Annotated in this window: 23 protein-coding genes; 14 read left to right on the forward strand and 9 right to left on the reverse strand. The window is 71.9% G+C overall.

Annotation, left to right across the window (positions count from 1 at the left end):
* The first annotated feature begins 1 nt into the window (after position 1).
* Entirely contained in the window at positions 2-931 is a 930-nt protein-coding gene (locus ACFPFQ_RS32680) for an Abi-alpha family protein (RefSeq protein ID WP_379625814.1), read from the forward strand.
* Here the strand turns inward: ACFPFQ_RS32680 and ACFPFQ_RS32685 are convergent.
* From ACFPFQ_RS32685 to ACFPFQ_RS32695, 3 genes are read right to left on the reverse strand one after another with little or no spacing between them, the layout of a single operon-like run.
* Complete coding sequence (locus ACFPFQ_RS32685; RefSeq protein ID WP_379625816.1) at positions 885-2,090, reverse strand: MFS transporter; 1,206 nt, start codon at positions 2,088-2,090, stop codon at positions 885-887. The genes ACFPFQ_RS32680 and ACFPFQ_RS32685 overlap by 47 nt on opposite strands.
* Positions 2,087-2,725, reverse strand: a complete 639-nt coding sequence (locus ACFPFQ_RS32690) for a GntR family transcriptional regulator (protein ID WP_379625818.1) — start codon at positions 2,723-2,725, stop codon at positions 2,087-2,089. The genes ACFPFQ_RS32685 and ACFPFQ_RS32690 overlap by 4 nt, the downstream gene beginning before the upstream one ends.
* On the reverse strand, positions 2,712-3,083 hold the full coding sequence (locus ACFPFQ_RS32695) for a hypothetical protein (protein ID WP_379625820.1): 372 nt from the start codon (positions 3,081-3,083) through the stop codon (positions 2,712-2,714). Before ACFPFQ_RS32695 ends, ACFPFQ_RS32690 begins: the two co-directional genes overlap by 14 nt.
* A 337-nt stretch (positions 3,084-3,420) precedes the next feature.
* Here ACFPFQ_RS32695 and ACFPFQ_RS32700 point away from each other — a divergent pair, with 337 nt between their 5' ends.
* Genes ACFPFQ_RS32700 through ACFPFQ_RS32715 form a run of 4 tightly spaced genes read left to right on the forward strand, consistent with a single transcriptional unit; the run spans position 3,421 to position 7,551 of the window.
* On the forward strand, positions 3,421-4,464 hold the full coding sequence (locus ACFPFQ_RS32700) for an LLM class flavin-dependent oxidoreductase (protein WP_379625822.1): 1,044 nt from the start codon (positions 3,421-3,423) through the stop codon (positions 4,462-4,464).
* Positions 4,461-5,996, forward strand: a complete 1,536-nt coding sequence (locus ACFPFQ_RS32705; RefSeq protein ID WP_379625824.1) for a long-chain-fatty-acid--CoA ligase — start codon at positions 4,461-4,463, stop codon at positions 5,994-5,996. The genes ACFPFQ_RS32700 and ACFPFQ_RS32705 overlap by 4 nt, the downstream gene beginning before the upstream one ends.
* A 15-nt stretch (positions 5,997-6,011) precedes the next feature.
* The gene (locus ACFPFQ_RS32710; protein ID WP_379625826.1) at positions 6,012-6,821 is read left to right on the forward strand and encodes an alpha/beta fold hydrolase; all 810 of its coding nucleotides are present in this window, start codon (positions 6,012-6,014) and stop codon (positions 6,819-6,821) included.
* Between the two features lies 1 nt (position 6,822).
* Entirely contained in the window at positions 6,823-7,551 is a 729-nt protein-coding gene (locus ACFPFQ_RS32715) for an SDR family NAD(P)-dependent oxidoreductase (protein WP_379625828.1), read from the forward strand.
* A gap of 7 nt (positions 7,552-7,558) precedes the next feature.
* Here the strand turns inward: ACFPFQ_RS32715 and ACFPFQ_RS32720 are convergent, their stop codons facing one another.
* Both ACFPFQ_RS32720 and ACFPFQ_RS32725 read right to left on the reverse strand, forming a co-directional pair.
* Positions 7,559-8,167 carry a TetR/AcrR family transcriptional regulator gene (locus ACFPFQ_RS32720; protein WP_379625830.1) on the reverse strand — a complete coding sequence of 203 codons (609 nt, stop codon included), beginning with the start codon at positions 8,165-8,167 and terminating at the stop codon, positions 7,559-7,561.
* Positions 8,168-8,274: 107 nt separating this feature from the next.
* Positions 8,275-9,366, reverse strand: coding sequence for an LLM class flavin-dependent oxidoreductase (locus ACFPFQ_RS32725; RefSeq protein ID WP_379625832.1), 1,092 nt, complete (start codon positions 9,364-9,366; stop codon positions 8,275-8,277).
* Between the two features lie 115 nt (positions 9,367-9,481).
* On the opposite strand from ACFPFQ_RS32725, the gene ACFPFQ_RS32730 reads away from it, so the two are divergent.
* Positions 9,482-10,819, forward strand: coding sequence for a PucR family transcriptional regulator (locus ACFPFQ_RS32730; protein WP_379625834.1), 1,338 nt, complete (start codon positions 9,482-9,484; stop codon positions 10,817-10,819).
* A gap of 22 nt (positions 10,820-10,841) precedes the next feature.
* On the opposite strand, the gene ACFPFQ_RS32735 is transcribed toward ACFPFQ_RS32730, so the two are convergent.
* Positions 10,842-11,696 (reverse strand): helix-turn-helix domain-containing protein, encoded by an 855-nt coding sequence (locus tag ACFPFQ_RS32735; protein ID WP_379625836.1) that lies wholly within the window; start codon positions 11,694-11,696, stop codon positions 10,842-10,844.
* Positions 11,697-11,828: 132 nt separating this feature from the next.
* Here ACFPFQ_RS32735 and ACFPFQ_RS32740 point away from each other — a divergent pair, with 132 nt between their 5' ends.
* The 4 genes from ACFPFQ_RS32740 (at position 11,829) to ACFPFQ_RS32755 (ending at position 17,676) form a co-directional block, all read left to right on the forward strand.
* Positions 11,829-12,857 (forward strand): phosphotransferase family protein, encoded by a 1,029-nt coding sequence (locus ACFPFQ_RS32740; protein ID WP_379625838.1) that lies wholly within the window; start codon positions 11,829-11,831, stop codon positions 12,855-12,857.
* 90 nt (positions 12,858-12,947) lie between these two features.
* The gene (locus tag ACFPFQ_RS32745; protein ID WP_379625952.1) at positions 12,948-14,129 is read left to right on the forward strand and encodes an acyl-CoA dehydrogenase family protein; all 1,182 of its coding nucleotides are present in this window, start codon (positions 12,948-12,950) and stop codon (positions 14,127-14,129) included.
* Positions 14,126-14,905 (forward strand): enoyl-CoA hydratase/isomerase family protein, encoded by a 780-nt coding sequence (locus tag ACFPFQ_RS32750; protein ID WP_379625840.1) that lies wholly within the window; start codon positions 14,126-14,128, stop codon positions 14,903-14,905. The genes ACFPFQ_RS32745 and ACFPFQ_RS32750 overlap by 4 nt, the downstream gene beginning before the upstream one ends.
* 143 nt (positions 14,906-15,048) lie before the next feature.
* The gene (locus ACFPFQ_RS32755; protein WP_379625842.1) at positions 15,049-17,676 is read left to right on the forward strand and encodes an ATP-binding protein; all 2,628 of its coding nucleotides are present in this window, start codon (positions 15,049-15,051) and stop codon (positions 17,674-17,676) included.
* A 93-nt stretch (positions 17,677-17,769) separates the two neighbouring features.
* On the opposite strand, the gene ACFPFQ_RS32760 is transcribed toward ACFPFQ_RS32755, so the two are convergent.
* Positions 17,770-18,654 carry an HNH endonuclease signature motif containing protein gene (locus ACFPFQ_RS32760; protein WP_379625844.1) on the reverse strand — a complete coding sequence of 295 codons (885 nt, stop codon included), beginning with the start codon at positions 18,652-18,654 and terminating at the stop codon, positions 17,770-17,772.
* Positions 18,651-19,004: a DUF222 domain-containing protein gene (locus ACFPFQ_RS32765; RefSeq protein WP_379625846.1), complete on the reverse strand. Its 354-nt coding sequence runs from the start codon at positions 19,002-19,004 to the stop codon at positions 18,651-18,653. Before ACFPFQ_RS32765 ends, ACFPFQ_RS32760 begins: the two co-directional genes overlap by 4 nt.
* A gap of 1,039 nt (positions 19,005-20,043) precedes the next feature.
* Here ACFPFQ_RS32765 and ACFPFQ_RS32770 point away from each other — a divergent pair.
* Positions 20,044-21,237, forward strand: a complete 1,194-nt coding sequence (locus tag ACFPFQ_RS32770) for an acyl-CoA dehydrogenase family protein (RefSeq protein WP_379625848.1) — start codon at positions 20,044-20,046, stop codon at positions 21,235-21,237.
* A gap of 25 nt (positions 21,238-21,262) precedes the next feature.
* The gene (locus ACFPFQ_RS32775; RefSeq protein WP_379625850.1) at positions 21,263-21,673 is read left to right on the forward strand and encodes a hypothetical protein; all 411 of its coding nucleotides are present in this window, start codon (positions 21,263-21,265) and stop codon (positions 21,671-21,673) included.
* A gap of 35 nt (positions 21,674-21,708) precedes the next feature.
* Here the strand turns inward: ACFPFQ_RS32775 and ACFPFQ_RS32780 are convergent, their stop codons facing one another.
* A complete protein-coding gene (locus tag ACFPFQ_RS32780) occupies positions 21,709-21,993 on the reverse strand; it encodes a hypothetical protein (RefSeq protein ID WP_379625852.1) in 285 nt (94 codons plus the stop codon).
* A gap of 273 nt (positions 21,994-22,266) precedes the next feature.
* Between ACFPFQ_RS32780 and ACFPFQ_RS32785 the strand changes: the two genes are divergently transcribed.
* Positions 22,267-22,578 (forward strand): hypothetical protein, encoded by a 312-nt coding sequence (locus tag ACFPFQ_RS32785; RefSeq protein ID WP_379625854.1) that lies wholly within the window; start codon positions 22,267-22,269, stop codon positions 22,576-22,578.
* Positions 22,579-22,657: 79 nt separating this feature from the next.
* A complete protein-coding gene (locus ACFPFQ_RS32790; protein ID WP_379625856.1) occupies positions 22,658-23,089 on the forward strand; it encodes a Fur family transcriptional regulator in 432 nt (143 codons plus the stop codon).
* Positions 23,090-23,121: the final 32 nt, after the last annotated feature.

The raw sequence follows: 23,121 nt of genomic DNA on the forward strand, positions 1-23,121 counted from the left end.
GATGAGCGATGCACCGCAGTACCAGCAGCCCGAGCCCGAGCCGAACGGGGTTGCGTCCGACGGCAGCCTCTCCGACCTGGTCCGGGGCGCGCCGCGCGTGGACGCGGCCGACGCCATCGGCATGGCCCGCGTTGCCGGCACTGTCGTCTGGCGCGCCGTGAACGCGGTGACGCGGCGCAGCCTCGGTGCGGCCACCGAGATCGTGCGGGAGGTCCAGTCGGGCGAGCCGCTCAGCGACATCGTCGACAACCAGGTGGAGAAGGCGCGCTCGCTCGCGGTGCAGGCGCTCGGCCTCGACGGCGCGCCGATCGTGGGCACCGTTTCGCCGTCGACGCGGTCGGCGGCCACCCGCAACGTCACCGCCGAGGACCTGCGCACGATCGGCAACCGCATGCTCCGCACGTCGGCGTACGCGGCGAACCAGCCCCACGACGTGCACCCGGCGTTCGCAGCGATGCTGTCGTCACTGACGCCCGACGAGGTCCGCATCCTGCGGTTCCTCGCCGTCGCCGGGCCGCAGCCGTCGCTCGACGTCCGCACCAGGACGCCGTTCGGGATCGGGTCCGAGCGCATCGCGGGCGGCATGAACATGATCGCCGACATGGCCGGCTGCTCCTATCCCGACCACGACCACCACTACCTGGCCAACCTCAACCGGCTGGGCCTGGTGCGCTTTTCGCAGGAACCGGTCGCCGACTTCCGTCGCTACTCGCTGATCGAGGCCCAACCCAAGGTGTCGGATGCCATGGAGAAGGTGAAGCGGGCCACCACCGTCTACCGCAGCATCTACCTCTCGCTGTTCGGGCAGCAGTTCTGCGAGGCGTGCTTCGACATGACGGGCTACGACGCCGGCGGCTGGGCCGACGACGACCGCGGCGACAAGATCATCGGTAAGGGGCCGCCGAAGGTGAAGAAGAAGCACCACTCCTGACCGGCGGCGCGGGGAGGTGGGCCCGGGAGTGGCGCAGGATCACCGCGGTGCCGGCCAGCGCGACGAGCGCCAGGCAGCCGAGCAGCACGGGGTAGCTCGCCACCCGCGCGAGCAGCGCCAGCACCGTGGGCAGCAGGAACCCGATGTAGGCCAGCGCGTAGTAGATGCCGGTGAGGCCGGCGAGCTCGCCGGGCCGGGCGAGCCGTTGCAGCTCCAGCAGGCCGGAGACCACGGCGACGCCGTAGGCCATGCCGAGTGTGATGGCTGCGACCAGCGCGACCACCGGTGAGCGCACGATCGCCGCCACCGCACTCACCGCGAGCCCGGCCGACATGACGGCCATCGACACCGCGACCGCCCGCGCCGTGCCCGGCCGGTCGAGCCGCTTCGCCAGCGGCTGCACCGCGGCGCCCGCGCCGAGCGTGCAGACCGTCAGCAGGGTCGAGTAGGCCAGCCCCCACCGTCCCAGCGCGTCGCCCACGAGCTGCGGCATGATCGCGTACGCCACCCCGGCCGAGCCGAAGATCCACGGCGCCATCGGCAGGATGACGCGGACGAACCGGGGATGGCGCGCACCGGCGAGGATCGACGCTCGACCGGTGTCGCCGGGAACCCGCGTCTCGGGCGCGCGGGGCAGCAGCACCAGCGCGGCCAGCGCGAGCACGGCGTGCAGCGCGTAGGGCGTCACCATCGGCCAGGGTGCCCACTGGGCCAGCACCCCGGCGACACCGGCGCCCATGCCGAACCCGAGCGTCAGCCACAGCGCACTGCGCCGCGCCCCCGCGGCGGGCACGGCGGACAGCTCGGTGACCCACGTCGTGCCCACGGCCATCGCGACGGCGACCGCCCCGCCCGTGACGAACCGCCCGGCCGCGATGAAGCCGCTGCCGAGCGGGCCCAGCGCCAGCAGCACGCTCGCCACCAGCGAGGCCAGCGTGCCGGCCAGCATCACCGGGCGGCGCCCGAACCGCTGCGACACCCGGCCCACCAGCAGCAGCGTCGGCACCAGACCGATGACGTAGGCGCCGAGCAGCGCGTCGACGACGAGCACCGACCACCCGGACTCGCGGTACATCACGAGCAGCGGCGTGAACTGGTTGCCACCCCACCCGCAGACGAACATGGCCGCCGCGACCACCCGCCAGGAACGCTCGTTCATCGGTGGTGCGTCCCGTCCAGGTGCGCGCCCAGCGCGACGGCGAACTGATCGGCGTCGCCCCGCTCGATGATCGCGATCAGCTCGCCGTGCTGGCGCAGCACCACGTCCAGCCGTCCGGGCACGGGGGACAGGGCGTGGATGCTCATCCGCCGCTGCCGATCGGCGAGCGTGGCGTAGAAGCGCACCGTCAGCGCGTTGCGCCCGGCGGCCACCAGCGTCCGGTGGAAGACCTCGTCGGCCTCGGCGAACCCGCCCAGGTCCCCGCGCTCGGCGTGCCCGCGCTGCACCTCCAGCGCCGCCCGCAGCTCCGCAACAGCCGCGGGCACCAGGTCGGGGCGCCGCAGCAACCGCCGCACCGCGGCCGTCTCGATCGCCTCCCGCGCGTCGAGCACGTCAGCGGCTTCCCCCGGCGGCACCGGCACCACCACCGCACCCCGCTTCGGGATCAGCCGCAGCAGGTCTTCCGCCTGCAACCGCAGGAACGCCTCCCGCACCGGGGTGCGGCTGACACCGAGCCGCGCAGCGATGTCCCCCTCGCTGAACAGGTGCCCGCCCGGCAGCTCGCCGGTGAGCACCAGCTCCTTGGTCAGCGCGTAGGCGCGGTCGGCGGCAGGCGCGAGGTCAGACGGTGCCATGACGCGACCGTAACATCTCAGATGCAAGCTTGTATCTATGATGTCGGAAGGGCTGCGGGTCGGGCAGATCGTGGCGTATCGGTTCGCCCCGGGTGTGGTGAACCCTGCCCAGCGGGCTGACCCACACGAACCGTCCCGGTGCGGGTTGGGAGAGTGTCCAGCCCCGGTCCTTGTCGGGGTGGTGGCGGTAGCAGGCGGGTCCGGCGTTCTCCTCGACGGTGTCCCCACCCTTGCCGGGATCGAGCGTGTGATCCAGATCGGAGCGTCGTGCGGTGCGGGTGCAGCCCGGCCCGATGCAGTTCTGATCCCGCAGCCGGGTGTTGCGCGCGACCCGGAACTCGACCTGTCCGGCAGGCACGAAAGCCAGGGCACGCGACCAAACCGCACTCGACCTCGGGCACGAAGGCCGAGCACCCGACCAACCCGGACCTGACCGGCGGTGCCCACTCCAACTCAGAGCCCATCCGTCGCAACTCGCGGGCCCCTCCGTCCCGACTCGCGGGTCGTTCCGTCGCAACTCGCGGGCCCATCCGTCGCAACTCGCAGGCCCACCCATCCCAACTCGCCCGCTGACCTGCCCCAATCCCAAGACGGAGCCCCGACCGTCCCGAGTCACGGCCTCGCTTTGAAGGAACCCACAACACCCCCACCCCCGCCACCGTGACAAGTCGGCATCCCGAGTCCACCCTCGCCACATGACCAGCCAGAGCGAGACGTCCGCGGTGATCGGCCCGGCATTCGGGCTGTGGTACGACTTCCGCAACCCCGATGCCGAGCGTTCCTTCAGCTCCTTCTACGCGGAGATCCTGGATCAGATCACCCGTGCCGAGCAGCGTGGCCTGGACTCGGTCTGGTTGACCGAGCACCACTTCTGCGCCGACGGCTACAGCCCGTCGCCGTTCGTGCTGGCGTCGGCCATCGCGCAGCGGACGTCGCGGATGCGCATCGGCACCAACCTGATCGTGTCGCCGCTGCACAACCCGGTGCGGCTCGCCGAGGACTCGGCGACGCTGTCGCTGCTGTCGGGGGGCCGGTTCGACCTGGGGGTCGGGCAGGGCTACTGGGTGCGCGAGTTCGCGGCGTTCGGCCAGCAGGTCCGCAACCGGCCGAGCCTGCTCGAGGAGGGCATCGAGATCATCCGGCGGGCCTGGTCGGGGTCCGACGCGGGCTTCGAGGGCAAGCGATACTCGCTGCCGCCGGTGGCGGTCACCCCGACGCCCGAGCAGGTGCCGCTGCTGCTCGTCGGCGCGATGGCCGACGTCGCGATCGAGCGCGCCGCACGCATCGCCGACGGGTTCCTCAGCACCCAGAACGCGCACCACACGGCCTACCTGGAGGCGTTGGAGCGCCTCGGCAAGCCGGTGGCGGACGCCCGGATCTACGCGGGCCAGTGGGCGATCATCGCGGAGGACCCGGAGGAGGTGTGGTCGCGGATCGGCAAGCACGCGCTCTACCAGCTCAACGAGTACATCTCGTGGGGTGCGTTCGGGCCGCCCGACCAGGTCCCGCAGTTCGAGGACCCGGCGCAGATCCTCGCCGCGGGCGCCTACCAGCTGATGGACGCGGAAATGGCCGTGACGGAGCTGTCGACGATGCTGCGCGACCGCCCGCAGATCAAGGACGTGCACTTCTGGGCACAGCTGCCCGGCGAGCCGGTCGACAGCGGTTCGGAGCGCATCGAGTACCTGGCCGACAAGGTCGTCCCCGCCGTCCGGGAGCGGTTGCGGGCCGGTTCGTGACGGAGCTGCTGGTCACCGACTTCGTCGCGCGGGCCCGCCGGCAGCATCCCCGGCGCCCGATCACCGCGTACGTCGACGGTGAGGTGGTGCAGCGCTACGACTACGGCGCCTACGCCGAGCGGGTCGACCGGCTGGCGGGTGCGCTGCGCCGCCTCGGCGTCCGGCCGGGTGATCGGGTGGCGAGCCTGGCGTGGAACCACCACCGCCACCTGGAGCTCTACGCCGCGGTCCCGCTCGCCGGCGCGGTGCTCCATACGCTCAACCTGCGCCTGTCGGCCGCGGAGATCGCCTACATCGCCGGGCACGCCGACGACCGGATGATCATCGCGGATCCGGCCCTGATGCCCCTGCTCGACGGGGTGCAGCCCGAGCTGGGCGTGATCGACTCGCTCGACGGGTACGAGCGCCTGATCGCCGAAGGGCCCGCGCTCACGGAGTCACCGCCGCGGTCCGAGCACGACCTCGCGGTGCTCTGCTACACCTCGGGCACCACGGGCCGTCCGAAGGGCGTCGGCTACTCGCACCGCGCGCTGTACCTGCACACCTTCGCGGCCTGCCTGGCCGACGGCCACGCCATCTCCGCCAGGGACACGGTGCTGCACGTCGTCCCGCTGTTCCACGCGAACGCCTGGGGCATCCCGTTCGCCGCGACGATGGCCGGTGCCGCGCAGGTGCTGCCCGGTCCGCACCCGACCGTCGCCCAGATCGCGTCGATCATCGAGCGGGAACGGGTGACCTACGTCGGCATGGTCCCGACGGTGGCGGTCGACCTGCTCGCGCACGTGCGCACCCACGGCGCGGACCTCTCGAGCCTGCGTGCGCTCGTCCTCGGTGGCTCCACGCCCGCGGTCAGGCTGATCCGGGAGTGGGAGGAGCTGGGCGTCCCCGTCTTCCAGGGCTGGGGGATGACCGAGATCTCGCCGATGGCGACGTTCACCCGCCCGCCCGCACCGGTCGCCGATCCCGAGGAGCGCTACCGGCTCACGCGCACGCAGGGCAGGTTGCTGCCCGGACTGGAATGGCGCATCGTCGACGACACCGGCCACGAGCTGCCCTTCGACGGCGTGTCGGCGGGGGAGCTGCAGGTACGCGGGCTGTGGGTCGCGACGGCGTACCACCTCGGCGAGGCGCCGGACCGGTTCGACGACGGCTGGCTGCGCACCGGCGACGTCGCCACGATCGACGGGGACGGCTGGCTGCAGATCGTCGACCGCACCAAGGACCTGATCAAGAGCGGCGGCGAGTGGATCAGCTCGGTCGCGGTGGAGCAGGCGCTGCTGCTCGATCCCGACGTCGCGGACGCCGCCGTGGTGGCCGTCCCGCACGAGCGCTGGCAGGAGCGGCCACTGGCAGTGGTCGTGCTGCGCGAGGGCGCCGCGATCACCGGGGACGACGTCCGGACGCGGCTGGCCGAACGGGTGCCGCGGTGGTGGTTGCCCGACCAGGTCGAGGTGGTGGCGGAGCTGCCCCGCACCAGCGTGGGGAAGACGGACAAGCGGCGGCTGCGCGCGCAGCACTCCGGTCGAGGCTGAACAGAGGAGAACACCATGGCGTTGCTCGAGGTCGAGGACGGCAAGCACGTGTACTACGAGCACCACGCCGGGCCGGGTCGGCCGGTCGTGCTGGTGCACGGGTGGGCGGTGAACGCGCAGTGCTGGGACACGACCGTCCCCGCGCTGCTGGCGGCGGGCCACGCCGTGGTGACGCTGGACCACCGCGCCTGCGGCCGTTCGGACAAGGACTTCACCGACACGTCCGTCGCCGCCGTCGCGTCCGATGTGGTGGCGCTCGTCGAGCGTCTCGACCTGCGCAAACCGGTGATCAGCGGGTGGTCGCTCGGCGGCGCCGTCGCCGTCGAGGCCGCGACGCGACTGGGCGCCAACCTGGCCGGGCTGGTGCTGACCGGCGGTGCGACCCCGCGCTACACCGCCGCCGAGGGCTGGCCCCACGGCGGCACCACCGCCGACGTCGAGGGCGTGCTCGGCGCGCTGGCCGCGGACCGCCCGACGACGTTCCGGGCGGTGGCCGGAGCGGTGTGCGCCAAGCCGGTCGGTGCGGACGTCGTGGAGGCGATGTGGCTGCAGTTCCTGCAGTCCGGGCCCCGCGCCGACGCCACGCTGCGCGACCTCGCTGCCATCGACCAGCGGACCCTGCTGCCCGCGCTGACCTGCCCGGTGCTGCTGCTGAGCGGCCGCGAGGACGCCTTCGTCCCCTTCGACGCGGTCGCGGCGTCGAAGGAGCTGTACGCCGACGCGCGGCTCGTCGAGTTCGGGGGCTGCGGGCACGCGCCGTTCCTGGAGGACGGCGAGACCTACCGCGCCGAGCTGCTCTCCTTCCTCGCCGGCCTGCCGGCCTGAGGTGGCCCGCACGTGGGTGGTGACCGGTGGCTCCAGCGGCATCGGGGCGGCGGTGGTCGACCGGGTGCTCGCGGAGGGGGACACCGCCTACGTGCTGTCGCGCTCCGTCGAGCGGGCGGCTGCGCGACGGGAACGGCTGCGCCCGATCCCGACCGATGTCACCGACCCCGCATCGGTGACCGCGGCCTTCGCCGAGATCGAGCGGGGGAGCGGCTCGGTCGACGTGCTGGTCAACGCGGCCGGTGTGCACCGCGGCGGCCGGATCGAGCTGGTCGGCGACGACGCCTGGGCCGAGGTGCTGGCCACGAACCTGACGGGCGCGTTCACGGTGGTACGGGCGGCGCGGCCGCTGCTGCCCACCGGCGCCTGCGTGGTCAACATCGGTGCGGTGGTGGGGCTGCGCGGCTTCCCGGGCGATGCCGCCTACGGCTCGGCGAAGGCGGGCCTCTCCGGGCTGACGCAGACGCTCGCGATGGAGTTCGCGCCGCACGGGATCCGGGTCAACCTGGTGGTGCCGGGCTTCGTGGAGACGACCATGACCGCGGGGCTGACGCCGAGGGCGCACGACCGCATCGTCGCGGGCATCCCGCTGGGGCGCCCCGGTCGGGCAGCGGAGATCGCCGACATCGTGTGGGCCGTGGCCGGGGCGAGCTACATGACGGGCTCGACGGTGGCGGTGGACGGCGGGCTGCTCGCGTCGTTCGGGGCGGCTCCGACAGCCCGGACCTAGACCGCGCTCACGGCGTGAGCTGGCGGACCGCCAGCTCCGCATAGCTGCCGGCGATGTCCTCGATCGTCAGCCGTCCCTGCGGGTTGAACCACTCGTTCAGCCCGTTGATCATGTCGAGCAGCGCGAGGGTGCTCAGCCGCGGGTCGGTGCAGACGAACTCGCCCGCGATCGTGCCCTCGGCGAGGTGCCGCGCGATCCGGTGCTGGTAGCGGCGCCGGTAGACCTGCACGGCGTCGAGCTTCTCGGGCGAGAGCGCCCGCAGCTCGCGGGCCGCGACCCACCAGGCGTCCCGGTTGGCTCCGATGTGGAGGATGTGCGCCTGCACGAGGCGGGCCAGCCGTTCGGCGTGCGTGCCGGGGCCGTCGAGCATCGGGAGCTGGTCGACGATCAGGTCGCGATCGACCACGAAGATCGCTTCGAGGAGCAGCTCCTCCTTGTTGCGGAAGTGGTAGTACAGCGAGGCCGCCTGGATCCCTGCTGACTCGGCGAGCGCCCGCATCCCGACCCCGTGATAGCCGCGCTCCCGGAACAGCCTGCTGGCCAGCGCGATGAGCTCGGACCGGCGCGCATTGGAGGCCCTGCCCTGCGGTGCGTCGCCCTGCTCGACGGCGCTCACCGGGACGCGCTCATCAGGGATGGTCCTTCCATGGGGCTGTCATCGTCGCAGATCCCGTACTCCGGGCCGCGGACGCCACCGGCGTGGCATCCGCGACCCGGGGCACATCAGGCCGGGACCGAGGCGGTGACGCCCATCTTGTGCAGTTCCGGGATGACTTCCTCGCCGAACAGCTTGAGGCTCGCGCGGACCTTGTCGAAGGGCAGTCCGGCGAACGACGGCGCGATGCTCGGGTTGTGCGGGCCGAGCACCTCGGCGCGGTGGCGGAACTTCTCGAGGATCTGGTCGGGTGTTCCCCAGATCTGCGTGTCGGCGTAGCCGGCGGCCGCATTCTCCATCCCGGCCTCGCGGATCATGTCCGCGCCGACCTGGTAGGCCTCGTAGCCCTTCGTCTCGCGCCAGTGCTTGCCCGCGAAGTCGTAGTGCTTGACCACCGACAGGAAGTACTTGCTCAGGTAGTCGCGCGCAATCCGCTCGGCCTCCGCGGGATCCTCGTGGCAGTACACGAAGTCCTGGGTGTGCACCGGGCCGGGCTCGCTGCCATGAGCCTGCCGGTACAGGTCGCGGTACTTGTTGATCGACTCGGCGTGCACCTCGGCCGGGTACTGCATGAACGTCATCATCCGGGCGCCGAGGTTCGCCACGGCGGGCACCGAGTCGGGTGACATGGCCACGCCGTAGATGCGGTCGTCCCAGCTGTAGTCGGGGTTCGGAGCGGGCCGCACCTGCACCCGGGGCTGTGGGTAGAAGGGGCCGTCGTTCTCGACGTAGCCGTCGCGCAGGCCGCGGATGATCATGGCGGCGGCCTCGTCGAACCGCTGGCGCGACTCGTTCATGTCGACGCCGAAGCCCTCGTACTCCATCTTGGCGAGGCCACGACCCATGCCGAACACGACTCGACCACCGGAGAGGTGGTCGAGCATCGTGACCTTCTCGACGACGCGCAGCGGCTGGTTCCAAGGGAGGATCACGGCGCCGGTGCCCAGCTTGATCCGGCTCGTCTTCGCCGCCAGGTACGTCATCAACTGCAGGTTGTCCGGGCACATCGAGTAGTCGTCGAAATGGTGCTCGGCAGCCCAGACGGAGTCGAAGCCGTATTCCTCGGCAAGCACTCCCAGCTCCGCCTCCTGCTGGAACATCTCGCCGTCGCTCAGATTCTCGTGCCAGTTCTGGAAGACCAGCAGTACACCGACGTCCATGTGGGTGTTCCTCCCGAGAGATCGCTTCCTGGGACTTGCCTAACGACTGTTAGAGGTGCCACGGTAGGCCGACGCCCACAGGCGGTCAAGGCACCAACGGAGGTGGCGAGACGACATGTCGGGTCCGAGCGCACTCGAGTCGATCGCGATGCCGACCGCCGCACCCGTGCCCGAGAACCCTGCCAACCGGCTCCGGCCCGGTCTCGCAGCAGCCGAGCTGGCCCAGCAGTTGCAGTCCCGGCTGACCGGCGCGGTACTCGGCGGAGCCGAGGCCGACGACGTCGTCGACGTGCTGTCGGAGCTGCTGGGCAGGCCCGTCGCGCTGCTCGACCCGCTGCTGCGGGTCCGCCGCTGGGCCGCACCGAGCGTCCTGCGGCTCAACGCGCCACCGAGCCTGGCCGCCGCCGTCCTCGCCAACGCGGCTGTCCGGGCGGCCCTCGATGCGCTCGGGCCCACCCGGCCCTCCGTCGAGCTGGCCCCGCACCTGCCGTCCGGGCTGACCCGCCGCCACCTCGTCGCCGTGCTCATCGCGGAGGGCGAGGTCGCGGGATACCTCGACGTCATGGAGGTGGGTCGGCCGCTGGGCTCCATCGAGACGCTGCTCGCCGAGTACGCGGCAGCCATCGTGTCGCTGCAACTGCTGGGCGAGGCCCGCCAGATCCGGGCGTCGACGCAGGCCCGCGACGACGTGCTGGCCGACCTGCTCGGCGGCTCCCGCTCCGCCGCCGACCTGCGCCGGCTCGCCGTCCACGTCGGACTGGACCTGCAGGGCTCCCACGTCGTGATCCGGCTGCCCGTCGATCCGTCCCGCTCACCGGCGGCGTGCCGGGCAGGCGTCGTGGCCACCGTCGGCGCCGCGCTGGGCGAGCAGCCGTGCGCCGTCGTCTGCCCCGAGGCGGTCGTGCTCGTCGTCCGGCTGCCCGACGAACCCGGCCCGCCCGCGATCCGGCGCGTCCAGGCCGCGCTGCGCGAGGTGCTCGACGCCGTCCACGCCCGCACCGGCGTGCGGAGGGCTGTCGTCTCGGGCGTCTGCTGCGACGTTCCCGACTTCCCTGCCGCACACGCCGAGACGCGGGAGGTCGACGCGATCGTGGCGGCGCTGGGCGGGCGGGCCGACGTCGTGTCGGTCACCGAGCTCAGCGCGCTGCGGCTGGTCGTCAACAGCGACCGGGCCGAGATCGCGCTGCGCTTCGCCGAGGATCGGCTGGGCCCGTTGCGCCGCAACGACGCCGCGACCGGCGGCAACCTGGTCGAGACGCTGCGGTGCTACCTGGCGATGGGCGCGCAGGTCCGCGCGACGGCCCGGGCGCTGGCGGTGCACGAGAACACCGTGCGCTACCGGCTCGGCCGCATCGAGCACGTCACCGGGCTGGACATGCGCCGGTTCGACATGCTGCTGACCGCGCAGCTCGCCTTCCAGGTGGAGGAGCTCGGCGCGCCGGCCCAGCCCTGATCGGCGAGCGACGCCTGCTCGCTCAGCGGTAGCGCATCACGTCGAGCGCGACGCCGACATAGCGCTCGGCGACCTCCTCCGGCGACAGCGGGCCGCCGGGCCGCCACCAGGTGGGCAGCGCGGTGCACATCGTGACGACCGCGCGGGCCGCCTCGCGCGGGTGCTCGGCGTGGAAGCGGCCCTGCTCCACCGCGGCGTCGACCTCGTGGTCGACCATGCGCTGCTGCACCGTGCGGAGATCGGCGATCTTCTGCCGGTTGGCGGTCTCGAAGCTGCGCATCTCGCTGGCCCCCACGAAGCCCAGCTCGCTGCGGTGGGTGTGGTAGAGCGCGAGGTTCTCGACGAGCAGGCTGAACCGATCGACCGGATCGCTGCCCTCGGCGCGCGCCGCCCGGGACCGGGCGAGCAGATCGGTCATCGTGAAGTCCATGAGCGCGACGAGCATGTGCTGCTTGCTCGGCTGGTAGTGGTAGATCCCCGCGACGGACAGGCCGCACCGCGCGGCGATCCCGCGCATGGTGGCGCCGTGGTAGCCGATCGCGAGGAACTCCGCGAGCGCCGCGGTCAGGACGGGGTCGAACGTCAGCGGCGGGTAGTCGCGCCAGCGCGGCGCGGGCTCGGGGAGTCGAGGCGCGGGCGCGGGCGGGACGTCGAGCAGCGGGGCGTCCAGTATCTGGCCCACGGTCAGACCGAGCACCTCGGCGATCCGGCTCAGCCTGCTCACCGACAGCCCGGTGCGGCCGTTCTCGATCTGGCTCACGGTGGCCGGGCTGACCTCGAGGAGCGCGGCGAGCGCACGCAGGCTCAGCCCGTTGGCCTGCCGCGCCGCCCGCACCCGGGCGCCCAGTGTGGCGTCGGCAGGGCGGCTTGCGGACATGTGTTCAGTATATCTAAACAATGACAACTCACAACGGTTGTCCCGTCCTCGACTTGACCGACTATCACTGCGCATCGCATCCTGACTGAACAGAGTCGAGCGATCGTTCGTCCGTTCAGCAGGAGGCCCGACGTGACCGAGGACCCGCCCGGGCTGCCGCTGGCGGCGCTGGAGAAGCACCTGCACCACGAGCTGCCCGAGCTGCTGCAGGGCCCGCTGTCCGCGCAGCTGCTCGCCGGTGGCCGCTCCAACCTGACCTACCTGATCACCGACGGCCGCAACCGCTGGGTCCTGCGCAGACCACCCTTGGGCCACGTGCTGGAGACGGCGCACGACATGGGGCGCGAGCACCGGCTGCTCGCCGCGCTGGCGCCGACCGACGTCCCGGTTCCCACGCCGCTGCTGCTGGCCGGTCCGGACGTGATCGGCGCGCCGTTCTACGTCATGGCGTTCGCCGACGGGCAGGTGCTGCGCGACCGGGCCCAGCTGGAGCGGCTCGACGCGACCGCGGCCACGGCGCTGGCCGACGAGCTGGTCGACGTACTGGTGCGCCTGCACCGGCTCGACCCGCAGCAGGTGGGGCTGGGCGATCTGGGCCGCCCGCAGGGCTACCTGGACCGGCAGCTGCGGCGCTGGGCACGGCAACTCGCGTCGTCCCACAGCCGCGACCTGCCGGAGCTGACCCGGCTCGGGGACCGGCTCGGCGAGCGGGTGCCGGTGAGCCAGGGGAGCGGGTCGATCGTGCACGGCGACTACCGCCTCGACAACGTGGTCGTCGATCCCGCGAGCGGGCGGATCGTGGCCGTGCTGGACTGGGAGATGGCCACCCTGGGCGACCCGCTCGCCGACCTCGCGTCCACGCTGGTGTGGTGGGACGGCATCCGTGGCCTCGACAGCCCGGTCGCGGCGGTACCGGTGGACGTGCCCGGCTATCCCGACGGCGATCACCTGCTCGCCGCCTACGGCCGGCAGAGCGCCCTCGACCTCGCCCCGCTGCACTGGTACCTCGGCTTCGCCTACTTCAAGATCGCCGCGATCTTCGAGGGCATCCACTTCCGCACGCAGCAGGGCCTCACCGTCGGTGACGGTTTCGAGCAGCTCGGCCGGATGGTCGCGCCGCTCGTCGAGCGGGGCCACGCCGCGCTCGACGCCACGACATGATCAGGCCCAACCCGTCTCCTGGAGGACGTCGTGCCCGCTGACTACTCACTCCCCGCTCCCTCGGCCCGTGCCGCGCAGCTGCAGGAACGCATGCTCGCCTTCGTGCACGAGCTCGTGCTGCCCGCCGAGGCCGCATACCTGGCCCATCGCCGCGAGGCCGGTCCGGACGGCCACACCGTGCCGCCCGTCATCGAGGAGCTCAAGAAGCAGGCCCAGGAGCGGGGGCTGTGGAACCTGTTCCTGCCGGCCGAGTCCGGGCTGACCCAGCTGGAGTACGCGCCCATCGCCGAGCTGTCGGGCTGGAGCAATGACCTGGCGCCGGAGGCGATCAACTGCCAGGCGCCCGACACCGGCAACATGGAGCTGCTGCACCTGCTGGGCAGCCCGGAGCAGCAGCAGGAGTGGCTGGCGCCGTTGCTGGCCGGGCAGATCCGCTCGGCGTTCGCGATGACCGAGCCGGACGTGGCGAGCAGCGACGCCACCAACATCGCCACCCGGATCGAGCGCGACGGGGACGAGTACGTCATCACCGGGCGCAAGTGGTGGACCAGCGGCGCGATGGACCCGCGCTGCGCCGTGCTGATCGTCATGGGTAAGACCGATCCGAGTGCGGCGACGCACCGGCAGCAGACGATGGTGATCGTGCCGCGTGACACCCCGGGCGTGACGATCGTGCGCGACCTGCCGGTGTTCGGCCACCACGACCAGCACGGGCACGCCGAGGTCCGCTTCGACGGCGCTCGCGTCCCGGCGCGCAACGTGATCGGCGAGGAGGGTGGCGGCTTCGCGGCCGCGCAGGCCCGCCTCGGACCCGGCCGCATCCACCACTGCATGCGCGCGCTCGGTGCCGCGGAGCGCGCGCTCGCGCTCATGGTCGCCCGCGCGAAGGACCGCGTCGCCTTCGGCGGCCCGCTCGCCGACCAGGGCATGGTGCAGGCGCAGATCGCCGAGTCGCGCCTGGAGATCGAGCAGGCCCGGCTGCTGTGCTACCGGGCCTGCCAGGTGATCGACACCCAGGGCAACAAGGCCGCGCGCACCCTGGTGGCGATGGCGAAGGTCGCCGTCCCGCGGGCTGCCACCGCCGTCATCGACCGCGCCATCCAGGTGCACGGGGGAGCGGGCGTCACCGACGTCACCCCGCTGGCGGCGATGTACGGCTGGCACCGGGCCATGCGCCTGTTCGACGGCCCCGACGAGGTGCACCTGCGCTCGATCGCCAGGGCCGAGCTGGGCGGTACCCCGGTGCTGGCGCCGGGTCAGGTGAATCCGTGAGCAGCGTCCACTACGCGTTCGACGGCGGCGCGGCGCGCATCACGCTGGCCGACCCGCAGCGTGGCAACCCGCTCGACCCGGCCATGGCCGCGGCTTTGCTGCATGCGGTGCGCCGCGCCCGCGCCGACGACGCCCGCGTCGTCGTGCTGCGCGGGCAGGGACGGGCCTTCAGCTTCGGTGGCGACGTCGGCGCCTTCGCCGCCGCCGAGGACCCCGAGCAGCTCGTCGACGACCTGGCCGAGACGCTGCACCGCGCCGTCAGCGACCTGCATCGGATGAACGCCGTCGTCGTCTCGGTGGTGCACGGCACCGCAGCCGGTGCGGGGGTGCCGCTGGCCGCGGCCGCCGACGTCGTGCTGGCCGGCGCGTCGGCGCGGTTCACCCTCGCGTACACCAAGATCGGGCTGTCACCTGATGGCGGCAGCTCGTTGCTCACCGCCTCGCTGGGCCTGCACCGGGCCCTGCACCTGGCCCTGCTCAACCCGGTGCTGACCGCCGAGCAGGCGCACGCGGCGGGACTGGTGGCGGAGGTCCACCCCGACGATGAGCTCGATGCCGCGGTGGAGCGGGTCGTCGCGCAGCTGCTCGCCGGGTCGCGCACCGCGCAGGTCGCGGCCAAGCGCCTGCTGCGCGACGTCGCGTTGCCGGGTGCCGAGGGCGCGCTGCGGCGCGAGACCCTGTCCATCCGCGCCGCCGCCGCGGGCCCGGACGGCCGGGAGGGTGTGGCCGCCTTCGTCGCGAAGCGTTCGGCGCGGTTCCCCAGCTCGGGAGGCTGAACCCGCGGGTACGCGGGTGTCCGTGACGCATGTTGACCCCCCTGGTCGCGTCGGCGCCACGCGCTTCCCCGCGGTTCGCTTGACAGCCCGGCGGGGTGCTCTGGAGGGTGGGAAAGCCTCATCGCGGAGTGCCGGAGGAACCGTTGAACAGCGACGAATGGAGTGAGATCCATCGGCTGAGCGCAACGGGAATGTCGATCAAGGGCATGGCGGCCCACCTCGGCATGTCGCGCAACACGGTGCGGCGGGCGCTGTCGTTCGACGCCCCGCCGCCGGACCACCGCCCCGGCCGCGGCTCGGCGACCGACGCCTACGCGGAGCGGATCCGGGAGCTGCTGGCCGTCGAGCCCGGTCTCACGATCGCGCAGATCGGGGAGCGGATCGGCTGGGAGCGCTCGCGGACCACCCTCGCGAAGCGCGTCGAGCAGGAGCGTCGGGTGGTGGGCGCGGCCGCCGCGACACGCCGGCAGGTCACCTTCTCGGCCCCGGAGTTCGCCACGGAGTTCATCGGCCGCCGCGCCGAGCTGCGCCTGGTGCGGGAGCTGCTGGGCAACCACCGGCTCGTCACCATCACAGGCGTCGGCGGGGTCGGGAAGACCCGCCTCGCCACCCAGGCGGCCGTCGAGCTGCGCCGGGCGTTCCCTGACGGCGTGCGGGTCGTCGAGCTCGCGGCGCTGCGCAACCCGGCGCTGCTGGCCCAGACCGTGTTCGACGGGCTGGGGATCGCGCACCTCGACCAGCCCGACCGGCCGGTCGTCGACGCGCTCGTGGAGCATGTGCGCACCCGCCACCTGCTGATCGTGCTCGACAACTGCGAGCACGTGCTCGACGCGAGCGCCCGGTTCGTCGACGACGTCCTGCGCGCCACGTCGCACGTCCACTTCCTGGCCACGAGCCGTGAGGTGCTCAACCTGCCCGGCGAGCGGATCACCGTCCTGCATCCGCTCTCCACCACCGACCCGGCCGTGCCCGCGATGGCGCTGTTCGAGAGCCGGGCCCGGGACGTCGTGGCGAGCTTCGCGATCGACGACGCCAACCGCGACGCCGTCCGGCGCGTGTGCGAGCGGCTCGACGGGCTGCCACTGGCCATCGAGCTGGCGTGCGCGCGGCTGCGGGTGCTGTCGGTCGGCGAGCTCGCGGAGCGGCTGGCCGACAGCTTCGACCTGCTGTCCACCCGCGGCCGGGGCGGCGCGGAACGCCACCAGAGCCTGCAGGCGGCGATGGCGTGGAGCTACGGGCTCTGCACCCGCGAGCAGCAGCTGCTCTGGACGAGGGTCTCGGTGTTCGCAGGCGGGTTCGACACCGCCGCGGCCGAGGCCGTCTGCTGCGATGACGAGTTGCCGGCGGGCGCGATCCTCGACTGCCTCTACGACCTCGTGGGCAAGTCGCTGCTGCAACGCGAGGAGTCGCGGGGACGGGTGCGGTTCCGGATCCTCGAGACGATCCGCGAGTTCGGCCACGCGATCCTCACCCCGTCCGAGAACGATCGCCTGCGCAGGCGCCACCTCGAGTGGTGCGCCGGGCTGGTCACCGAGTCGGTCCGGTCGTGGTTCAGCGACCGGCAGTTCGCGATCTCCGAGCAGCTGCGCGTCAACCTGGCCAACGTCCGCACGGCGCTGGAGACCGCGCTCGCCCTCGTCGGTGAGACGCGGGGGCCGTCGGCGGCCGAGCTGGTGTCCGCACCGTGGTTCCTGTGGGCGTGCGGCCTCTCCGCGCGCGAGCACGCCATGTGGCTGGGCCGCGTGCTGGAGCTCGACCACCTGGGGCCGGGCCGGCGGGCAAGCGTGCTGGGCACGCTCGGGCTGGTGCGCACGATGCAGGGCTACCGGGCCGACGTCGAACCGGTGCTGGGGGAGGCGCTGGGCCTTGCTCGCGGCGCAGGCGACGTGCCGGCCGCGGCGTTCGTGCAGGACGCCCGCGGGCTGGGGGCGTTCTTCCACGGCGACCACGAGCTCGCCGAGGAGCTGCTCACCGAGTCGCTCGCGCTGTACGCGACCTGCCCGGACGTGCCCGGCGACCTCACCTGCGCTGTGCAGGTGCATCTCGGGATGCTGCACTGCTTCGACGGGCGCACCTGCGAGGCCCAACAGTACTTCGACGACGTCCGGCGCCGCTGCGAGCTGGTCGGTGAGCGCTGGATGTTGTCCTACGCCGTGTTCGGGCAGTGCCTGGTCGCGGTCACCGATGGCCGCTACGCCGAGGGCGTCGAGCTGGCCAGGGCGAGCCTGTGCCTCAAGCGGGACTTCGAGGACTCCGTCGGCACGCCGCTGGCCGTCGAGCTGCTGGGCTGGGCCGAGGCGGGCGCGGGGTCGGCCGCCAGGGCCGCCACCCTCATCGGCGCGGCGTCGGTGCTGTGGCGCGCGTTCGGCCGGCAGCTCTACGGCTCGACACCGTGGATGGCGCGCCGCGAACGCTTCGAGCTGCGCGCCCGCAACGAGCTCGGCGTCGCCGCCTACGAGGCCCAGAAGCGCCGCGGCGCGGCGATGGGCATGGGCGAGCTCATGGACTTCGCGCTCGACCAGGACACGCGGGTGGCGCCGCCGCAGCCGGAGACCGTACTGGTAGCCGCGCTGTCGCCGCGGGAACGCGAGGTGGCCCGGCACCTGGCGGCGGGGATGTCGAACCGCCAGATCGCCCAGGCGCTGGTGCTGTCGCACCGCACCGTCGAGGGGCATGTGGAGCACATCCTGCAGAAGCTGCGGATGCAGAACCGCAACGAGGTGGCGGTGGCGCTGGCGACGGCCGGATCCTCCGCCGACCAGCACCGCTGATCGAAGGGCGCCTCGCCGCGGGCAGGTCTCTGGGAGGGCACGACGGCCCCGGGAATGCGCGCTGCGTGCGCCACGGCATGCGACAGCGTCCATTCAGGCGCTCATGGGTGGATCGATGCGATGCATCTGATTGCGGCGGGGGCCGCCTGGTATCCAGGGTGGTGGGTGGAAGAGTGGGAAGCCGTTGGTGATGGTGACTTCCCATTCTTCTTTGTGCATCACCATGTGGTGGTGGGTGCACAGCAATACCAGGTTGCTGAGTGCGGTGATGCCGCCGCGGGCCCAGTGGATGATGTGGTGTGAGGAGCACCATGGGGCTGCGGCTGTGCAGCCGGGGAAGGCGCAGCCGCTGTCGCGTTGGGCTAATGCCCGGCGCATCCATCGGGGTACCACGCGTTGGGAGCGGCCGATGTCGAGTGGTTCGCTGTCGCCGCCGAGGACGATGGGGATGATCTCGGCGTCGCAGGCCAGGCGGCGGGCGTCCTCGGCGGAGATCGGGCCGGTCATGGAGCCGTCGCCGAAGTCGCGCAGGCCGGTACCGAGTCGGTTTTCGAGGTCTTGCAGGGTGATGGTGACGTTGATGTGCGGGCGTTCGCCGCCATCGACGGGGAGCTGTCGACAGGTCAGGGATCGGCGGGCGAGGTCGACGAGGGCGTCGGCGTCGCGTTCGGTCTTGGTCCGCGGGTCCGGGGTGCCGTCCTCAGCCGGTTGGGGTGCCGCCAGAGGTGAAAGCGCAGTGTTCAGGTCGGCAGCGGATTCGTTGCTGAGCCAGCCGCGCAGGTCGAAGCCTTCGCCGTTCGCGGTGAAGGAGAGGTGGTCCTGCGTGGGTGGGGTGTCGCGGGGTTCGGCGCCGTCGGGGTCGAGGAACGCCAGGCGTCGGCGGGCGAGGACGCCCAGCTCGTAGGGGTTGAACACGCGGGCGTGCGCGGCGAGGTAGGACTCCAGCTCGGCACGGTGTGGTTCGAGGTCCGGCTTCAACCCGCCAGTGTCTTCTGGATCACCGCGATGTGGTCAGCGGAGATCGCGCCCTCGGCGAGGGCCTTCGCGGTCTCCGGCAGCGCCGCAGGCAACGCGTCACCGCTGGGGGAGCGTCCGGGCAGCACGTCCTTGGCGGCGGTGATCCGGCGTCGCGCTTCGGCTTTGGTGATGTTCTGGGTGCATTGCAGGAGTTCGTTGGTGGTGTTGTAGCCGTGTGCGCCGGCGAGTCCGCGAATGTCAGCTTCGCGTACCAATTCGAACTCCGAGAGGCGCAGTAGATTCTTCTGCGTCTCTATTGTGGCGAGCCCGTGCAGGATCTCCTCATCGGAGGCTTGCCAGGCTGTTCTCATAGGCTTGATTCTATCCGAATGCGCGTTCGATCGCTAGCCTGGAAATTGCCATCGAGAACGTACTTGTGGTGATCGAATGGTCCTGTTGATCACATTAACTTCGTTCTCGACGAAGCCCTGCCGGCCCGGCCGGGAGACGCCGCCGTCGCGGTCACTCCCGGCACAAGTTTGTGTCGGTTGCGGAGCATCGGCCATGATCGCCGGGTGCGGTACCGGAGGTGCACCCATGCAGCTCAGGTACCGCAATCGCTGATCAAGCTCATCTGGCCGTTCAACGCGACCCCAACTCGCGGGTCCTTCCGTCGCAACTCGCGGGGCCATCCACCGCAACTCGCGGCAAGCCGTGCGTCTGCTGCACCGTGCCCTGCCGGGCGGAGAGTCCGGCCTCCGTCGCCGCGGCCGCTGGGCGCGGCCGGGCCGGGCGCCCCGCCGCTGCCGTCACTCCCGGCACAACGGTCACACCTATCGCATCGGTCGCGGAGCGCCGGCCATGATCGCCAGGTGCGGTACCTGAGGTGCGCCGATGCAGCTCAGGTACCGCAATCGCTGATCAAGCTCATCTGGCCGTGCAACGCGACCCCAACTCGCGGGTCCTTCCGTCGCAGCTTGCGGCAAGCCGTGCGTCTGCTGCCCGTGCCCTGCCGGGCCAAGAGCCCAGGTGCGCGCTGCGCGCACACCGGGACACGACCCCCACCTCCTGGAGACCTGCCCCGCCGGCGAGGCGGCCCTAAAAGCCGGGGCACGCAACGGACGCGACCCTTCGTCCACCCCAACTCGCGGGCCGATCCATCGCAACTCGCGGTGCGTTCGCGCGCAACTCGCGGGGCGTTCCACCCCGACTCGCGTCCGTGTGCCGAGATGGCCAACTCGCCGTGTTGGAAAGGCGAAATCGGCGTGTCGGGATGGCGAAATCGGTGCGGGGGAGCGGGCGGAACCTGACCACGTGGCGGACCACGTGGTCTCCCGGGTCCGCCGGCCACCGCCCGCCGTCATCGTGGTCCTCGTCACAGCGGACGTGCGACCAACGGAGGCCGAACCCATGACCCAGACCATCAGCAGGCCGGAGCCGGCACTCGATGGGGACAGCTACATCGCCAGGGCCCGAGCGATTGCGCCGATCATCAACGCCGAGGCCGATGCGATGGAGGCGGGGCGCACCATCACCCCGGCCGTGGTCGAGGCGCTCGCCGAGAACGGTCTGTTCTGGCTGCTGGTGCCGCAGGAGTTCGGCGGTGCCGGGCAGAGCCTGGTGACCTCGCTCAAGGTCGTCGAAGAGCTCGCCCGCGCCGACGGCTCCACGGGCTGGGCGTTCATGGCCAACGCGTTCAGCACCGGCATCGCCGTCGGCTTCCTGAACGCCGAGGGTGCGAGCGACCTCTTCGGCGGCGCGGACAAGGCGATCACCGCCGGCATGATCCTGCCGACCGGCAATGGCGTGCGGGTCGAGGGTGGTTACCGGGTCAACGGCACCTACGCCTTCGGCAGCGGATCCAACCACGCGTCGTGGATCGGCGCCGGCTTCGTCGTGTACGACGACGAGGGCAACCCCGTGATCTCCGACGACGGCCAGCCGGTCTGCCGCGTCGCTTTCGTCCCGCGCGACGAGGTCACCTTCCTCGGCGGCTGGGACGTCATGGGCATGGTCGCCACGGGCAGCTACAACTACTCCGCCACTGACCTGTTCGTGCCCGACGCCCACGCGATGGACACCTTCTCGACGGTCCCGGTCCGGCCCGAGGCCGTCTACAAGCTGGGCCTGCTCGGCATCGGTGTCGGCGGGCACGCCCCGGTGGCGCTGGGCATCGCGCAGCGCGCGCTCGAGGAGATCGCGAAGATCGCGACGACGAAGTCCCGCCCCGGCTACCCGACGGTCGTCGGCGACTCGGAGATGTTCCGCCGCGAGTTCGTCACCAACGAGGCGCTGCTGCAGGCCGCCCGCCGCTACGTCTACGACGCCCACGCGGACGCCGAGGCCACGGCCGAGTCCGGCGCCGAGGTCACCGAGGAGCAGCGGGCGCGCCTGCGCCAGGTCACGACCTGGGTGCAGGGCGTCGCTCAGGAGATCGTGACGTTCGCCTACAACTGGGGCGGCAGCGCGTCGATCCGCAACCCGAGCGTGCTGGGCCGCTGCCTGCGCGACATCACGGTCGGAGCCCGCCACCTGCTCGTCGAGCCGATGACGCTGGTCGAGGCCTCGCCGACCATCCTCGCCGGCTACCTGCCGCAGGCCTGACCGCACTCGGATACGGAGAAACGCCATGAGCCAGTCCACCGGCACCCCGTCCAACGCCGACGCCCTCACCGCCGCGTTCGCCGCTGCCGACGAGGGCGACGCGGGCCTGCTCGTCGGCCTCTACGCCGACGACATGACGTGGGCGGGGTTCACCCTCGACGGCACCCAGCGCGTCTACACCAAGGGCGAGTTCCTGGCGGCCTTCGGCATCCTGGCCAAGCTCGACGAGGCCCGCAACGAGGTGGTCCGCACCGACGAGACCGACGAGGGGATCGTCGTCGCCTGGATCCGCGCTTACCGCAGGCTCGGAGAGGACGTCCTCGACTTCACGATGGTCATGACCCACCAGTTCGTCGACGGCAAGGTCGTGCGGGGCACCGACATCTGCCCGCCGTCCTTCGCCGAGTACTGGACGCGCACCGGCCTGAACGCCTGACCCTGCCGCGTCCTCACCGACCGCGCCGACCGCAGCTACGGGGTCGGCGCGGTCGTTCCGCGTCCGCCCGCATCCCCGTCCTGGCGAGCCAGCGCATCGCGGAACCGTTGCTGCGCCCCCTGTTTGGTGGTGCCGTAGACGGCGCCGATCTCGCTCCAGGTGCCGCCGTTGCCGCGGACCTGCGCGGCGGCGGCGAGCTCGAGCTGCTCGGCCGCCTCGCGCAGGCGGCGGGCCGCGGCGAGCGCGCCCAGCGGATGGGGCGCCGACTCGATCGCCTCCAGCGCGTGCCGGACCTGTTTGAGTGACGGCTTGCCGGCCATGCGTCGACTGTAGCTTGACGCCGGGATCGTCAATGCTAAGTTGACGCGTCTGGTCAACCTCGGGTTGACGTGGTGGGTGGCCGCGAGGCGCGCCCATGGGCCTGGGGAGAGGAGGCGCCGACATGTCGAAGAAGAAGAAGGGCAAGAAGGGCAAGAAGAAGAAGTAGTCGCACGCGCGCCGCTGCGCGCGCCGGCGGGGAGCCGGCGCAGCGCGCCCCCGTGCCGGGCGACGCTGCGCCGGTTCCCCGGAAGCACTCCGGAGGAAGCCCGACCATGACCATCGTGCGTGCCCGTGACGGCGGAGACCTCGAACTCGCCGTCGACGTGGTGACCGCCGCCGTGGCGCTGCTGCGCGCGCAACCGGGGGCACCGGCCGTCGGCGCCGCCGTGCGCCGGGCGAGTGCCGCGGTCGCCGCGCTGCCCGACGACCTGACGGCACGGGTGCTCTACCGGCTGCTGGGCGCGATCGAGGACTGCCATCGCGGCGGGGTCGCCGCCTCGCCCCGGCTGGCGGCGGCATGGCGCAGCATCGGCATCGCGCTGCGGCTGGATCCCCGCTGGGGCCGACCCGATCGGGCGGCATGACCCGGCCGACCCCACTAGAGGGTGAGGCCCCGCGGCGTGATTCTTGATTCATTCCAGAATCTCCGACAGACTGCGGCCCGTGCCTACGACTCCGGAACTCGAGCGCATGCTCCGCGGAGCCGCTCTGCGGGTGACGCGCCCTCGGCTGGCGGTGCTCACCGCTGTGCACGATCACCCGCACGCCGACACGGACTCGATCATCAAGGCCGTGCGGGAGAACCTCGGTGACGTGTCCCACCAGGCCGTCTACGACGTCCTGCGCGCGCTGACCGTAGCGAAGCTGGTGCGTCGCATCCAGCCGCCGGGCTCGCTCGCGCGCTACGAGTCGCGGGTCGGGGACAACCACCACCACGTCGTGTGCCGCTCCTGCGGCGACATCGCCGATGTCGACTGCGCCGTCGGTGACACGCCGTGTCTGACCGCGTCCAACGATCACGGTTTCACGATCGACGAGGCCGAGGTCGTCTACTGGGGCTTCTGCCCCGACTGCTCCACCACCACCGTTTCCTGAGCACCCCCTCTGTTCCCGGAAGGAAGTCTCGT

The organism is Pseudonocardia sp. GCM10023141 (assembly GCF_042653605.1).

Coding starts and splice junctions, on each gene's coding strand:
- ACFPFQ_RS32735 (WP_379625836.1), bottom strand. CDS start 11,696: ATGTCCGCAAGCCGCCCTGCCGACGCCACACTGGGCGCCCGGGTGCGG.
- ACFPFQ_RS32765 (WP_379625846.1), bottom strand. CDS start 19,004: ATGAGAACAGCCTGGCAAGCCTCCGATGAGGAGATCCTGCACGGGCTC.
- ACFPFQ_RS32780 (WP_379625852.1), bottom strand. CDS start 21,993: ATGGCCGGCAAGCCGTCACTCAAACAGGTCCGGCACGCGCTGGAGGCG.
- ACFPFQ_RS32710 (WP_379625826.1), top strand. CDS start 6,012: ATGGCGTTGCTCGAGGTCGAGGACGGCAAGCACGTGTACTACGAGCAC.
- ACFPFQ_RS32730 (WP_379625834.1), top strand. CDS start 9,482: ATGTCGGGTCCGAGCGCACTCGAGTCGATCGCGATGCCGACCGCCGCA.
- ACFPFQ_RS32745 (WP_379625952.1), top strand. CDS start 12,948: ATGCTCGCCTTCGTGCACGAGCTCGTGCTGCCCGCCGAGGCCGCATAC.
- ACFPFQ_RS32680 (WP_379625814.1), top strand. CDS start 2: ATGAGCGATGCACCGCAGTACCAGCAGCCCGAGCCCGAGCCGAACGGG.
- ACFPFQ_RS32700 (WP_379625822.1), top strand. CDS start 3,421: ATGACCAGCCAGAGCGAGACGTCCGCGGTGATCGGCCCGGCATTCGGG.
- ACFPFQ_RS32690 (WP_379625818.1), bottom strand. CDS start 2,725: ATGGCACCGTCTGACCTCGCGCCTGCCGCCGACCGCGCCTACGCGCTG.
- ACFPFQ_RS32770 (WP_379625848.1), top strand. CDS start 20,044: ATGACCCAGACCATCAGCAGGCCGGAGCCGGCACTCGATGGGGACAGC.
- ACFPFQ_RS32685 (WP_379625816.1), bottom strand. CDS start 2,090: ATGAACGAGCGTTCCTGGCGGGTGGTCGCGGCGGCCATGTTCGTCTGC.
- ACFPFQ_RS32725 (WP_379625832.1), bottom strand. CDS start 9,366: ATGGACGTCGGTGTACTGCTGGTCTTCCAGAACTGGCACGAGAATCTG.
- ACFPFQ_RS32785 (WP_379625854.1), top strand. CDS start 22,267: ATGACCATCGTGCGTGCCCGTGACGGCGGAGACCTCGAACTCGCCGTC.
- ACFPFQ_RS32775 (WP_379625850.1), top strand. CDS start 21,263: ATGAGCCAGTCCACCGGCACCCCGTCCAACGCCGACGCCCTCACCGCC.